Here is a 15568-nt window from a genome sequence, read left to right as displayed (position 1 = left end):
TTTTTCCTTTTTCATTTTATTCTAGTATAATTTTATTATAAGAGTAAAAAGGGGGATACTTATGAAAAGGATAGATGAAAGAGACATTATATTTTCAAGAACAAATTATAAAAAAGGAACTAAAATATATAACGATTATTACAAAAAAAATCCAGATAAAAAATCTATAGATGATAGTATACGTTCTAGACCTAATATTTGTAGTGAAGGCTCAATGACCTATAATGAAGTTAATTCGCCCATGGCATCTTCTGCTTTTGAATTTTTATCTGATATCAAACATTTATGTGAAGGCCCTATTAGTGAAAATAAAGTAATTGTTAATAAAAATATTATAACTAAACGTATAAAGGGATTTGCTCACCATTATGGTGCAAAATTAGTTGGAATTACAAAATTAGAAGATTATCATTTTTATACACATATAGGTAGGCGTGAACAAAATTATGGCGAAAAAATTAAATGTAACCATAAATATGCTATAGTATTTGCAGTTCCTATGAACACAGATATGATTAATAGGGGGCCTATGATTGCAGAAGTAGTTGAAACTAGCAAAGCTTATGTAGATGTTTCTATTATTGGAATGATGCTTAGCTATTATATTAGAAGCATCGGCTATGATGCAAGAAACCATATGGACTCTAACTATCTGGTTATCCCAGCCTTAGTTGCAAGAGATGCAGGAATTGGAAGTATTGGCAGAAATACAATAATTACAACTAAAGAATATGGTTCATGTGTTAGATTAGGCGTTGTAACTACTACCTTAGAAATGGATATAGATAAACCTATAGATTTTGGATTAGATGATTTTTGCTCAGTTTGCAAAAAATGTGCTTATAATTGCCCTTCTTCTTCTTTGTCTTTTGATAAAGAAAAGGAAAATGATACTAGTTATAATTGGATTATAGATGCTGAATCTTGCTATATTAAGTGGAGATATTTAGGCACAGATTGCGGAATATGTGTAGCAGTTTGCCCATTTTCTCAAAAATTAGATACTATAAAAAATATAGATACTTTTAAAGATAATTTCCATTTAATTGGAGAAGTTCTTAAAGAGTATACTAAAAAATTCGGTAAACGCCCCTTTACTCCAGGAAATCCTAACTGGATGAGATAATATTAGCCGTCTAAATAATATGCTTCTTTATTATTTGACGGCTATAAAATATAATTTTTTAATAATTTCACCATTTTGCAAAATAATTTTCACACCACCCTATAACATTTTCAAACTCAAATTTCTTATCTTTATACTGAATATATCCATTTATATTCCCTATCATTTGCTTGCATTTTAATTTGAAAATTATAGCATTATTTACTTTAATATGATATTTTATCAATTTAAATTCTAAATTAACTTCATCATTTTTTAATGATTTTATATTTATAGTCTCATTTTCTTTATTATAATTAAATACTACATCTTTATCAATTTTATATACCTTATCATTTATTTTCATAAAATTTTCATTTACTCCTGTATTGTCAGTGTATTTAGCTCCTAAGTTTATCGATATATATCTATTATCTTTATCAATAAATCCACTTGTTAGCCAGTCCCATTCCCTCTTTCGATTCCAAACTCCTCTCCCATAATCAATAAAACAGCTAGCACTGCTCAATTCATATTTAATACTCCCTACCCTTAATATTCCTTCTGTTTTTAAATTCATATGTTTTGAAGTATAATGAAAATGATTGTAATCCCATGGGATAGTTAAGTTTAAAGACTCCAAGTCTAAGTAAACTATAGATGTTATATCTAATTCATCCCACTTAAAATCTAAATTTAAATGATTAGAACTCCTAAGTATATTTATAAATTTATTTTTACTTTTATAATGTGCATATGAATTTATTTTATCGTCTAAAATAATATGTTTATTTAATAAGTAACTACAACTTTTATTTACACTTTTATTATTTTTTATTTCATAAAAATCTGCATGCACTATTGATGCATATCCAATATCAATAACTTCAAATCTAAATACAAAATTTTCACTTATCCACATATACTTATTCCATGACTTTTTCATGAAAAAATATTGATTTATTGTACAATTTTTAAATGGTATTTTACTCCAACCTATAGAATATTCATTTAAAAGTCCATGACTATCACATAAAAATTTATTACCTTTTATTTGCCTCATTCAACTCCCCCTGTCTATGAATACAGTTATTAAATTAATATATTGTTATTAAGTCTAAATTGTTACAGATTTTTTAATTTAAATTCAAAAAGACCTATAAATGTAATAGGCCTTAAAATTTTATGCATTTTTATACATATATAAAGCTTCTACCCTAGCCGTATATATATCTTTTTTATCATACCCTATGTACTTTGCATATTTTTCTACTTTTTCCTTTTCAAGTTCTATGTCATAACTAAAATTTTCATTTATAGCTTCAACATATCTATCCATTAAATATTTTTTATATTCTTTTATTTCATATCCTAAAAATTTAGTTAGTCTTTCTATCTCTTTGTTAAAATCGCCATCTTCTTTTATAAAAAATTCGTATATATCTTTTCTATATGGATTTAAAGTTACTATTTGCTTTATAACATAACATTCATTTGTTTTATCTATAAATCCATCTTTATAATTATTAAATAGTGCATTTGCTTTAATTATGCTATCTGAATCTATATAGTTTGAAACTATATCTACCCCATGGTCTAAAAGAGCATCTATAACTGCATAGTGTATTTTAAAACAATCTTTATAAATACATTCCGCTAATTCATTTACAACTTTCTTGTTCTGTATTGATTTTTGTGCCAAACTTATTTTTTTATTTTTATTTTGTAATGTATAATCTTTCAATATATTTTTAAATACATTAGAATTTTTCAAATACTTTAAACAATAATTTTGAGTAAAAAGATTAATATCAAGTGTTATAATTCCATAATTAACTACTATTTCTACACCTTTTTTTACACATTCGCCTACATAGCTTTCAAATAATTTTAACCCGACTTCATCTATATCTTTAAATTTATAATTTGTTGTAAACTCTTTTTTAAATTGTATTTTATATTTACTTGCTTGACTTAAAAATTCCTTCCTAATTTTATTGTACCTAATTTTTTCTTCTTCAAACTTTATTATAGATCCATTTATATCAAATTCTTCAACCAATTATATCCCCCCTAATACATTACTTAAACTCAATATTATATATACTTTGATAACCTGCACTCTTTTTCCTTCTTAATCTTTTAACTTATTCTTTTTTTTAATAAAATATATTAATATTACACTTTAATAAATATTTTCACAATAAAAAAAAGATATCTCAATTAAATTTAATTGAAATATCTCATTTTATTATTTTACATATTCTAAAGCTTTTTCATAATTAGGTTCATTAGTTATTTCTTCTAAATACTCTACATATGTAACTTTATTATTTTCATCTACAACTATTACAGCTCTAGATATAAGACCTAATTCTTTTATATATAATCCATATGCCTTAGAAAATTCTCTATCTTTATAATCTGATACTGTCACTACATTTTCAATACCTGAGTTACCACACCATCTGGCTTGCGCAAATGGCAAATCCATTGATATAGTGTATATTTTAACATCACCCAATTTAGATGCTTCTTGATTAAACCTTCTAACTTCCATATCACATACTGCTGTATCTAATGATGGAACTGCAACTAAAATTCTTTTACCATTAGTTTCACTAAATTTTATAGGTTGTAAATCATTTCCTACAACCGTAAAATCTGGGGCTATATCTCCTATATTTACTTGATTCCCTTCTAATGTTAATGGTGCTCCATTGAATGTAACTTTCATATCTATATCCTCCTATTTATTTTCAAATTTATTTTTATCTTTAATTAATATTTTATTCATAATAAAAAAGAGTATAAAATATTATACTCTTTTTATACCCTCATATTCATTTAGTAAACCTTTATATATATTTATTATGAAAACTTTATTTATTAATGTAGTTAACTATATTAGCATTTTTATCAATTATACCCTCTATTGCTGTCTTTTTGCTAACCATAATAGTTGTAACACCTGGTCCATGTCCTAATGTAACACAGTCACTATGTACTATGACACCTATACTAACAGCTCCTTTTAAATACCCCCTTCCATAAGTATTATCACAATCTTCGAGTAATACTATATCTCCAAACTTTAATTTATCTAATCCTAATCTTTTTATTTCCTCAAAATCAGCAGTCATTATGTCATAATCACCAGTATATGCATTACTAGAACCTATTCCTGATCCCATTAAATATGGCGGAACTTTTGCAACAACTGGAACTTGTATTTTCCCATCCTTTTCTACTATTCCTATTTTTTCAAATAATTCAGGATCTATACTCATAAGATATATATCTTCATAATTTTCTAATTTTAATCCTTGACCATATGCTTTTACCATTATCTTGTCATCTATTGCCAATTTTTCTAATGTCTCATCATCAAAATGAATAAGTACATGCTCTATGCCACCGTGCATTCCTGTAACATATCCCTTAGCTCCTTTTGCATCCCCACTTACGACTTTAGCTTCATTTCCTATACATGAAAAAGTCATTAATGCATTGCTTTCTCTATTTTCTTCATTCCTTATAGAAACTCCCGGTTCTACATGATCTCCTGCTAGTCCATACACACTGTCTCCAACTTTTACATTATATGATATTCCACCTGTAGAAGGAAGTATGACTGGCTTACCTTCATGGGTAACCCTATAACTTAGTGCTAATGGATGATGAATTTTCCCTTGTACTGACCATTTTACAACTTTATCTTTATTAGTTTTTAACATTTAAATTCCCCCTTAATTATATCTTAATTAAATATATTTATCATAAAGTAAAAAAACCCTTTAATATTATAATATTAAAGAGTTTTAATTTATTTTAACTATTATGTTTAGATTCTATCTTTGAATTTACTTTTCTACCTATAAAAAATGAAATTAAGATCAAAATAGATACAAATATTATTTTTATAGGACTGTGTAAAAAACCAGATAAATCATTACCTATATAACTTGCAACTAAAAACATTACCATTCTTCCACTAATCATAGCGGGTACAAAGCTTTCAGTATTTTTTTCTGCTATTCCACAAGCTATCGTCACTAAACATCCAGGTATAAATGGACACGAGTATGCAATAAATAAAGTTGCGAACCCTTGATCTTTAACCCATTTTATAACTTTATCAACTTTATTATTTTCTATATTTTTAAATATTTTAAGGTGTCCAAATTTATTTGATAATAAAAAAAGTAGATATGTTGCTCCACAAGAACCTATAGTAGATGCTAACAAACCAAATCCCCAACCTAACACCATGCTATTTCCAACAACAATCCCCATTAAAGGAAGTGCTGGTATAAAGCTTTCTAAAAAGCTTGCACAAGTACCTATTATAAATACCAATAAATAGTTATCTCTAGCTAATGTAAATAATGTCTCTATATGTTCCATATTATATTCTCCTCAGTATTATAAGCAAATTAATATTACTCATTTAATTACGTCTTTAAATTAATATTATTTTACTCCTATTATTTTTTTATATCAATATGTATTACACAATTGTAATATAACTATTATAAAAAATAAAATATACTAATATATTATATATAATTTCATTAAAAATAAAAAATGACAACTCTAATTAGTTGTCATTTTTTACTAGTTATTTTATATATATACACATTACTTTCATCATAACTAGATCCTTGTATAGAGTATGCTAGTTTATTCTTATCGCTTATATCTACACGTGGAATTCCCTTTATCATAGGTATTGTACCCATCTTGTGAAAATCTGCTTTTCCACCATATAAACTTATATTGTAAATATCTATCGTGCTTTCATTATTTCCAGTATAGTAAATAGCTATCAATTTACTTTTATCTTTACTTAAATACATTTCATTTAGCTGTATACCTTTTACAATATTTTTGTTATTATTTTTCAAATTATAAATATATAACTCATTTTTAGTTGAATTTATTGCCTCTATTATTAAATTTTCATCGTTAATTACTTCAAAATTATAAATATTTTTTATTGAATTTATCTTTTTTTCAGTATCTTTTTTCAAATCATATATAGTTATTTCATTTTTTGAAATATTTAATGCATATAATTTAGTCCCATCTTGTGAAAATTCAACTTTATCTATATAACCATAATTTTTCAAATTATGTTTATTATTAATTTTATTTTCATCAATATTGTATTCAAATAAATTACCTTTATTATATCCATAAAATCCACTACTATCCGGTAACCATCCTAGTAAGTCAAAGTAATAGTCTAAAGTTGAAATGCTTTTATCTTCTAAGTTATATATATTACTTTTAAAATTATTTTCATCAATACTATCATAAACTATTATTTCTCTAGATGGAGATATACTTCCCATCCTATAAACAACATCATTACTACTAGTTAAGTGTTCTACATTATCTATATTTTTACTTTCAACATCTATGTCATATACATTAAGTTGTGTTTTATTTTTTGTTATATTATCGCTTAAAGCTATCAATTGATCTCCTTTAAACTTAATATCCAAAATATAGTCTTTTATAGGTATCATAGATTCTAACTCTATAGTTTCATTATTATCTAACTCTTCACTTTTTTTGTAATTATATGTCTCTACGTCTAAGTTAATATTTTTAGTATATTCTTTATTTGAATATACACTTATATATATAATAATCGAAAGAATTCCTACAATAAAAAGTAAAAGTATTATATTCTTTATATCTTGCTTTATATTTTTTAGCATTATATATATCTCCTTAACTTATTGTAGGCAGTTTTATTGAAACTTTAGTTCCTTTGTTAATTTCACTTTTTATATCAATCTGACCATTATAGCTATCTACTATAGATTTAACAATAGCAAGTCCTAACCCTGTGCTGCCTAATTCTCTAGTATCACTTTTAGATACTCTATAAAATGGTGATAATATATTTTCTATTTCAGATTCTTCAATTCCTTCTCCACTGTCTCTAACTGAAATATCAACATATTTTCCATCTCTGTGTGCATCAACATATATAGTTGAATTTACTTGTCCATATTTTATAGAATTATCTAATAAATTTATTATAATTTCTTTTATTTTATCTTCATTTGCTATTGTTTTTATATCAGATTCTATATTTATATCTATTTTCATATTATACTTTTTAGCTTTGTGAGTCATATCTTCACACATATTAATAATAATTTTTGATAAATCTATTTTTTTAAGTTCATAATCAAAGTTTTTGTTACTATTCTTAGATATTTCTAAAAGTTGAACTATCATTCTATTTAATCTATTAGCCTCACAGATTATTCTATTTATTCCTTTATTAAAAAACTCTTCATCGCTAAATTGATTATCCTTTATTATTTCACTATATCCAATTATAGTTGTCATTGGAGTTTTTAATTCATGTGTTACATTATCAAAAAACTTTTTTTGTTTTTCTGATAAGTCTCTCAAATTATCTCTGTCATTTTCTATAGTTTTAATCTGCATATTTATAGTTTCTATCATATTTGTAAAATCTGAAGCGAGTATTCCCAACTCATCTTCAGATTTTACGTCTATTTTGACATCAAAATTACCACCTGTAACTTCTTTTGTTTTAGTAGCCAATTTTTTTATAGGCATTGTAATTTGTTTAGATATAATATATGCAATAATCATACTTATAGCAAATATCATTAGCGAAAATATTAATGTTTTATCAACAAATGCTGTAGTTTGTTCAAATAAAGGAGTATAATCACTTACAAATCTTATCATGCCAATAAATTTATCATCTTTTAAAATAGGATATGATACATATACTAATGCTTTATCATCTTTATAATCTATTGTATAAGATAATTCTCCACTTTTAGCCTTTTCCATATCGGTTGTCATTTTAGGTGTTTTGTACATATCAACATTTGGATATACTAATCTGCCTTTATTATTGTATATATATACAGTTTTACCCAATCTATAAGTTAAATCTCTTGATATATCACTACTTTCAGCAGTAAAAGCAGTTTTATTAAATTCCATCTTATTAAATCTGAAGTATTGATCTAAATAAAGATTTATACTTTTAGTTGTTTCCTTCACTTCATTTCCAATCAAATACTCTACTATCTTATTAAGAGAAGAATTGCTATATGTAACTATAGAAAATATGACAAAGAATATTATAACCAAGAAAAACATCATTATTTTATTGGTTATTGATTTATTCATATTTTAATTTTATCCCCTGATAATTTATATCCTGTTCCTATTACTGTTTCTATGCAATTATAATCTCCTAACTTTTTTCTTAGCCTTTGAATGTGAGTATCTACCGTTCTACTTTCACATTCAAAATCAATACCCCATATACTATCAAGTAACTGAGCTCTTGTTAGTACTGTATTTATGTTATCTACAAAATATAAAAGCAGTTCATATTCTTTGCTAGTTAAATGTATAATTTCATTTTCCCCTCTTACTTTCATCTCTTTTTTATTTATTTCTAGGCCATTATCTAACTTAACTAACTCAATATCAGTTTTAATATTATCAGATAATAAATTTATTCTTCTAAATATTGACTTAACCCTAGCTATTACTTCTCTTATATTAAATGGTTTTGTTATATAATCATCTGCTCCTAATTCTAATCCTAATACCTTATCTATTGTATCTGATTTTGCAGTCAACATTATTATAGGTATAGAATAAGTCGTAGTTACAGTTTTGCATATATCAAGTCCATTCATATCCGGTAACATTAAATCTAATATAATTAGATTTGGCTTAAAATTCGAGATTAGTTCAAGTGCTTTGCTTCCAGTATCTGCAATTTTAGCTTCATATCCTTCTTTTTTTAAAGAATATGAAAGTATATCCGAAATATTTTCTTCATCTTCAACTATTAATATTCTTTTCACTTTTATATCCTACTTTCATTTATAAAGAATCTATATTAATTCCTTCTACAAATATTTGATGCCATAAACAGAACGCAAATATAGTCCAAACTTTTCTTGAATTATCTTTATTTCCTTTTATATGTTCATCTAATAAATTTATTGCATACTCTTTATTTATAACATCATCTGTTTTTGACTCATTTATAACATTTCTTACATACTTTCCTAAATCATCTTTTAACCATACTCTTATAGGTGTTGGGAATCCTAACTTTTTCTTTTCTACCATATGAGGTGGAACAACATCTTGGAAAGCTTCTCTTAATAAAACTTTTGTATTTTTACTACTTATTTTTTGGTCTAATCTTAAGTTTTTGGCAACTTCAAAAACATCTTTATCTAAGAATGGTACTCTAAGTTCTATAGAAGATGCCATTGACATTTTATCTCCTTTTAATAAAATATCTCCTTCTAACCAAGTATTTATATCAATATCTTGCATAGTAGTTACATAATCATAATTTTTACTTTTACATTCAGCATATAATCCTTTTAATAATTGGCTATATGTGTTATTTTTATCATAATTTTTAATTATATCCTTAACTTCATTGTTTTCAAATATTTTAGCATTTCCTATATATCTTTGGTCTAAAGGCGTTGTTGCTCTTAGTAAATAATTTTTTCCTCTTACATTTGGCATTTTAGTAAATATACTCTTTAATGCTCTATTCATACTATCAGATAAACCTAAGAATGGTTTAACACTATTGTATTCTTTATAAATATTATATCCTGCAAAAAATTCATCTGCACCTTCACCTGATAATACAACAGTTACATGTTTTCTAGCTTCTTTAGATAAGAAGTATATACCAACACATGATGGATCTGCTAAAGGATCGTCTAAATTGTACATAACTTGTGGTAGAGCTTTTATATAATCAGCTTGATTAACTCTTATTTGTATATTTTCTATATTTAATGCATCTGCTGTTTTCTTTGCAACAGTTAATTCATTGTACCCATCTACTTCAAATCCAACAGAGAAAGATTTTATTTTAGGATTTATTTTAGAAGCTAAAGCAGCTATTATAGTTGAGTCTATTCCTCCAGATAAAAATGTTCCTACTTCAACATTTGATATCATGTGATGTTTTACAGAATCATTTAATATATTATATATATCTTCTTTTGTAACTTGTTTTTCATTTGTAAAGTTTGCTTCAAAATATTTTTCAAATTTTATTTCATTATTTTCTATAGTAAAGCAAGTCCCATTCGGTACTTTTTTTATGCTATCCATCATTGTTCTGTAGTTAGGAACGTATTGGAAAGATAAATAATTTTGTAAACTTTTATTATCTACATTTTTTTCTTTTAATAATGGTACTAATGATTTATATTCAGATGAAAATGCTATATATTCTTCATTTTCAGTGTAATATAATGGCTTTATTCCAAAGTGATCTCTAGCTCCAAATATAGATTTTGTAACTTCATCATATATTACAAAAGCAAACATTCCCCTTAAATCTTTTACTGCTTCTTTTCCATTTTCCATATATGAAGTTAATAATACTTCAGTATCTGATCCTGTTGAAAATTCATGTCCTTTTTTTATAAGTTCTTCTCTTAATTCTTCATGATTGTATATTTCCCCGTTAAATATTATAGTGCTTTCTTTTTTATTAAATGGTTGATGTCCATGAGCTAAATCTATTATGCTTAATCTTTTAAATCCGAATCCTACATTATCTTTTACAAAGTATCCAGTATCATCTGGTCCTCTGTGATTTATCTTTTCCGTTAATTCCTCTAATAAGTTTTTATCTGCATTACCTATTTTGTTGTATATAAATACGTGTCCACACATAGTAATTCTCCTTTTTAAATGTTTATATATATATTATTCTACTTTTTTTTATTCCTAATTACAAATTATAACATATCTTTGTCACAAATTTGTTACTTCATTGTTACAAATTTTAAAATTTTTACGCACAAAAAGAAAAAACTAGAGAAAAATCTCTAGTTTTTTATTGCTTAATTGTGTTTTATATATAAACTCAATTATTCTGCTATAGTTACGTTAGCAGCTTGAGGTCCTCTTGCTCCATCAACTATTTCAAAGTTAACTACTTGACCTTCTTCTAAAGATTTAAATCCATCTCTTTGTATAGCTGAGAAATGTACAAATACATCATCTCCACCTTCTACAGATATAAATCCAAATCCTTTTTCATTGTTAAACCATTTAACTGTTCCATTCATCATTTTAAAACCCTCCTAAAAACCTTGTTACACTAAAATTAACATTTTTTAAATGTTAGATTTATTTTAGCATATTTTTTTTTATGTTTCAATATTTTTATGGGTTATTTTAACAAACTTCTTCACATTCTTCAAACTGACTATTATATAAAGATGCATAAAAACCACCATCTTTTAGTAACTCCTCATGACTTCCTTGTTCTACTATATCTCCATCTTTCATTACTAATATTAAATCTGCATCTTTTATAGTAGAAAGTCTGTGAGCTATTATAAAACTTGTTCTGCCTTTCATAAGATTTTCCATAGCTTTTTGTATAAGAACTTCTGTACGAGTATCAACAGAACTTGTAGCTTCATCAAGTATAAGTATTTTAGGGTCCGCTAAAATAGCACGAGCTATAGTTAAAAGTTGCTTTTGTCCTTGTGATACATTACTAGCTTCTTCATTTAACTGCATGTTATATCCATCAGGAAGAGTTTTTACAAAATTATCAACATGTGCGGCTTTTGCTGCTGCTATAACTTCTTCATCACTTGCATTAAGCTTTGAATATCTTATATTTTCCATTATACTTCCGTTAAATAACCAAGTATCCTGAAGTACCATACCAAATAAACTACGTAAATCACTTCTATTGAAATCATTTATATTATGACCATCTATTAATATAGCACCTTTATTAACATCATAGAATCTCATTAATAATTTTACTATTGTAGTTTTTCCTGCACCCGTTGGCCCTACTATAGCTACTTTTTGCCCTGCTTTTATATTTGTTGTAAAATCATTTATTATTATTTTATCTTCGCTATATCCAAAGTTTACATTTTCAAAAGATACATTTCCTTCTATATTTTCAACACTTACAGGATGTTCACTTACTTGAACTTCTTCATCTTCATCTAAAAATTCAAATGCTCTCTCAGCTGCCGCTGCCATAGATTGCATAATATTTGCAACTTGTGCAGTTTGTGCTATTGGTTGGTTAAAACTTCTCACATATTGTATGAAAGAAAGTATATCTCCAACTTCTATCGTTTTTTTGATTGTAAAGTATCCACCTAATATAGATACTAAAACATATCCTATATTTCCTATAAATGTCATCATAGGCATCATCATTCCTGATAAAAACTGTGATTTCCATGCTGAATTATATAATTGATCATTTAATTGATTAAATTCATCTACTGCATCTGCTTCTCCATTGAAAGCTTTTACTATATTATGACCTCCATAAATCTCTTCTACTTGCCCATTTACATGACCTAAATATTCTTGTTGAGATTTAAAATGTTTTTGAGATTTTTTTACTATCAACGATATTATTATCATTGATAAAGGAAGTACTAATAAAGATACTATTGTCATCTGCCAACTTATAGATAGCATCATTATAAGCACCCCTATTATAGTTGTTACTGAAGTTATAATTTGAGTCATAGTTTGGTTTAAGTTCTGACTTAATGTATCTATGTCATTAGTTATTCTAGATAAAACTTCACCATGAGTTCTTTTATCAAAATATGATAATGGCATACGGTTTATTTTTTCTGATATCTCTTTTCTTAATCTATATGATACTTTCTGAGATATACCAGATGTTATAAATGACTGAACATAAGAGAATAATGCACTAACTACATAAAGAGCTAAAAGTCCTGTAAGAACTTTTCCTATATAGGTAAAGTCAATTCCTCCATTTCCATCTCCACTAATCTTTCTTATTAATCCTTCAAATATTTCTGTCGTAGCATTTCCTAATATTTTAGGCCCTACTATAGAGAATGCCGAACTTCCTATAGCAAATACTATAACTATTGCTATAGATAATCTATAAGGCTTTAAGTAATCAAATAGTTTTTTCATTGTTCCTTTAAAATCTTTTGCTTTTTCTGTTCCTGCCATCGCTCCCATAGGCCCTTTTCCACCAGATCGACCTCTTGGCATACTTTTATTTTCATTACCCATTTGCAAGTTCCTCCTTTGAAAGTTGTGATAGGGCTATCTCATTGTATACTTCACACGTTTTAAGAAGCTCATCATGTTTTCCTATTCCAACAACCTTACCTTGGTCTAAAACTACGATTTGGTCTGCATTTAATATGGTACTTATTCTTTGCGCAACTATAAGTACAGTTGAATTCCCAGTTTCTTCTTTTAACGCTTTTCTAAGTACTGCATCTGTTTTTAAATCTAGTGCTGAGAAACTATCATCAAATATATAAATTTCTGGATCTTTAGCTATTGCTCTTGCTATTGAAAGTCTTTGCTTTTGACCTCCAGATACATTTGTTCCACCTTGTGAAATTTCACTTTCGAATTTTTTAGGTTTAACATCTATAAATTCGCTGGCTTGAGCTATCCTCGCAGCTTTTTCTATTGCTTGTGCGCTAGCATCTTTTTTACCATACTTTAAGTTAGAGTTTATTGTTCCTGAGAATAATACTCCTTTTTGTGGAACATACCCTATTTTATTTCTTAGTTTGTATTGATTAACATTTTTTATATTAACTCCATCTACTAATATCTCACCTTCTGTTACATCATAAAAACGTGGTATTAAATTTATAAGAGTTGACTTACCAGATCCAGTACTACCTATGAATGCTGTAGTTTTTCCAGGACTTGCTGTAAATGTTATATTACTTAAAACATCTTCTTCTGCATTTGGATATCTAAAACTTACATCTTTAAACTCAATTATACCTTTTTTATTTCCATTAAATTCTTTAGTTTCTTTTTCATCTTTTATAGTTACATCCTTAGTTATAACTTCATCTATACGATCCATTGAAACTACTGCACGAGGTAACATCATAGATACCATTGATATCATTAAAAATGCCATTATTATTTGCATAGTATATTGTATAAATGCCATCATATCTCCAACTTGCATATTACCTGAATCTATACTATGTCCACCGTTCCAAACAATTACAACTGTAATAACATTCATTATAAGCATCATAGTAGGCATCATCATAGACATCGCTCTATTTACAAATAAATTAGTTTTCATCAAATCTGTATTTGCTTTATCAAATCTTTTTTCTTCGTACTTTTCTGTACTAAATGCTCTTATTACTAACATACCTGTAAGCATTTCACGAGTTACTAAGTTTACTCTATCTACAAGTTTTTGTACCGATTTAAACTTAGGCATAACTAATCCAAATAGAAGTAAAACTACAGATACTATAGCGAGTACTGCAACTCCTATTATCCAAGCCATAGAGGTATTTGTATTTAATACTTTTATTACTCCACCTATAGCAAGTATTGGTGCATAAAATACGATTCTTAACAACATTACCATAAGCATTTGAACTTGTTGAATATCATTAGTACTACGAGTTATTAAAGATGCCGTAGAAAATTCATCCATTTCCTTATTTGAGAATGATACAACTTTTCCAAATACTTCTTTTCTTAAGTTTCTACCAAGTTTAGCCGCAACTCTCGCTCCTAAGTATCCAACTACCACTGTAGCCATCATACTTATAAGCGCTATACCTAACATTATAGCTCCTGTTTTAAATATATAATTTGTTTGTACTTTATCTACATCCATCCCGATAGCTTTATACTCATCTTTTACATATCCAACTGCACTTTGGTTTACCATGGTTTCTGGCATATCTTCAACTTTATCTTCAAATCCAGCTTTCATCTGGTTTAAAGTTTTAGTGGGCATAGATTTTAAAACTTTCATTATGTCCATATTAGGATCTACTGGTACTCCTGGGGGTAAACTTTTCTTTAATATTTGTTCTTTATTCTTTTCGATACCTGATACCATAAGCATCGATTTACCCATTATTGGGTTTAATTTATCAATTACTTCCTTATTTTTAGTGTTAAGCTCATAGATTTTCTCATCCGTTTTACTATCTTCATATTCACCTTTGCCAAGTAAAGTATAATGCTTCATTACTTCAGCTTTATCTTTTTCGCTCATAAACATAGTAAGCTTGTTTAATTCGCTTTCTCTTATAACTTTTGGAACTGCATTCTCAATTCCACTTTGTTGTATACCAACATTTACTATATCAGACGTGTAGTCTGGTAAAGATAGATCACATGTAGCTTGAATCGCTAGAAGCGCGATAATAAGTAATACAGAACCTATTGAGTTTCTTAAATGTTTAATTAGCTTAATCATTATGCTCATTCTCCCTTTCCGATGTTAATTAGTTATGTTTTTATAATAATTATATTTTTATAATAATTATAAGTCAATAACTTTTTTAAATTGTATAAAATATTATTTTAGTTTATAATAATAATATAATTATATATTAAAGGAGT

The 15568-nt window shown here is 26.7% G+C and carries 13 protein-coding genes; 1 reads left to right on the top strand and 12 read right to left on the bottom strand.

The window, feature by feature from the left end; all coding sequences use genetic code 11:
• The first annotated feature begins 61 nt into the window (after positions 1–61).
• Positions 62–1126, top strand: coding sequence for a 4Fe-4S dicluster domain-containing protein (locus ACRCYC_RS06145; protein ID WP_438618227.1), 1065 nt, complete (start codon positions 62–64; stop codon positions 1124–1126).
• 67 nt (positions 1127–1193) lie between these two features.
• On the opposite strand, the gene ACRCYC_RS06140 is transcribed toward ACRCYC_RS06145, so the two are convergent.
• From ACRCYC_RS06140 to ACRCYC_RS06085, 12 genes are all read right to left on the bottom strand, one after another.
• Positions 1194–2168 carry a DUF2804 domain-containing protein gene (locus ACRCYC_RS06140; RefSeq protein WP_438618225.1) on the bottom strand — a complete coding sequence of 325 codons (975 nt, stop codon included), beginning with the start codon at positions 2166–2168 and terminating at the stop codon, positions 1194–1196.
• A gap of 120 nt (positions 2169–2288) precedes the next feature.
• Positions 2289–3167, bottom strand: a complete 879-nt coding sequence (locus tag ACRCYC_RS06135) for a kinase (protein WP_438618224.1) — start codon at positions 3165–3167, stop codon at positions 2289–2291.
• 189 nt (positions 3168–3356) lie between these two features.
• Positions 3357–3842, bottom strand: coding sequence for a thiol peroxidase (tpx, locus tag ACRCYC_RS06130; protein WP_438618223.1), 486 nt, complete (start codon positions 3840–3842; stop codon positions 3357–3359).
• 145 nt (positions 3843–3987) lie between these two features.
• A complete protein-coding gene (locus ACRCYC_RS06125; RefSeq protein WP_438618222.1) occupies positions 3988–4842 on the bottom strand; it encodes a DUF4438 domain-containing protein in 855 nt (284 codons plus the stop codon).
• 94 nt (positions 4843–4936) lie between these two features.
• The gene (locus ACRCYC_RS06120; RefSeq protein WP_438618221.1) at positions 4937–5512 is read right to left on the bottom strand and encodes a TVP38/TMEM64 family protein; all 576 of its coding nucleotides are present in this window, start codon (positions 5510–5512) and stop codon (positions 4937–4939) included.
• Between the two features lie 200 nt (positions 5513–5712).
• Positions 5713–6834 carry a hypothetical protein gene (locus ACRCYC_RS06115; protein WP_438618220.1) on the bottom strand — a complete coding sequence of 374 codons (1122 nt, stop codon included), beginning with the start codon at positions 6832–6834 and terminating at the stop codon, positions 5713–5715.
• Between the two features lie 13 nt (positions 6835–6847).
• Entirely contained in the window at positions 6848–8302 is a 1455-nt protein-coding gene (locus tag ACRCYC_RS06110) for a HAMP domain-containing sensor histidine kinase (RefSeq protein ID WP_438618219.1), read from the bottom strand.
• Positions 8299–8994 carry a response regulator transcription factor gene (locus ACRCYC_RS06105; protein WP_438618217.1) on the bottom strand — a complete coding sequence of 232 codons (696 nt, stop codon included), beginning with the start codon at positions 8992–8994 and terminating at the stop codon, positions 8299–8301. Before ACRCYC_RS06105 ends, ACRCYC_RS06110 begins: the two co-directional genes overlap by 4 nt.
• Before the next feature lie 19 nt (positions 8995–9013).
• Complete coding sequence (gene asnB, locus ACRCYC_RS06100) at positions 9014–10852, bottom strand: asparagine synthase (glutamine-hydrolyzing) (protein ID WP_438618216.1); 1839 nt, start codon at positions 10850–10852, stop codon at positions 9014–9016.
• A gap of 197 nt (positions 10853–11049) precedes the next feature.
• The gene (gene cspD, locus ACRCYC_RS06095) at positions 11050–11253 is read right to left on the bottom strand and encodes a cold-shock protein CspD (protein WP_332479754.1); all 204 of its coding nucleotides are present in this window, start codon (positions 11251–11253) and stop codon (positions 11050–11052) included.
• A gap of 106 nt (positions 11254–11359) precedes the next feature.
• A complete protein-coding gene (locus tag ACRCYC_RS06090; protein WP_438618215.1) occupies positions 11360–13225 on the bottom strand; it encodes an ABC transporter ATP-binding protein in 1866 nt (621 codons plus the stop codon).
• Positions 13218–15422, bottom strand: coding sequence for an ABC transporter ATP-binding protein (locus ACRCYC_RS06085; protein WP_438618214.1), 2205 nt, complete (start codon positions 15420–15422; stop codon positions 13218–13220). Before ACRCYC_RS06085 ends, ACRCYC_RS06090 begins: the two co-directional genes overlap by 8 nt.
• Positions 15423–15568 lie beyond the last annotated feature (146 nt).

Source organism: Paraclostridium sp. (assembly GCF_051657365.1).
Classification (GTDB): Bacteria; Bacillota; Clostridia; order Peptostreptococcales; family Peptostreptococcaceae; genus Paraclostridium.
The sequence above is the reverse complement of the archived record's forward strand: the minus strand, read 5'-3'. Positions and strand labels throughout refer to the sequence as shown.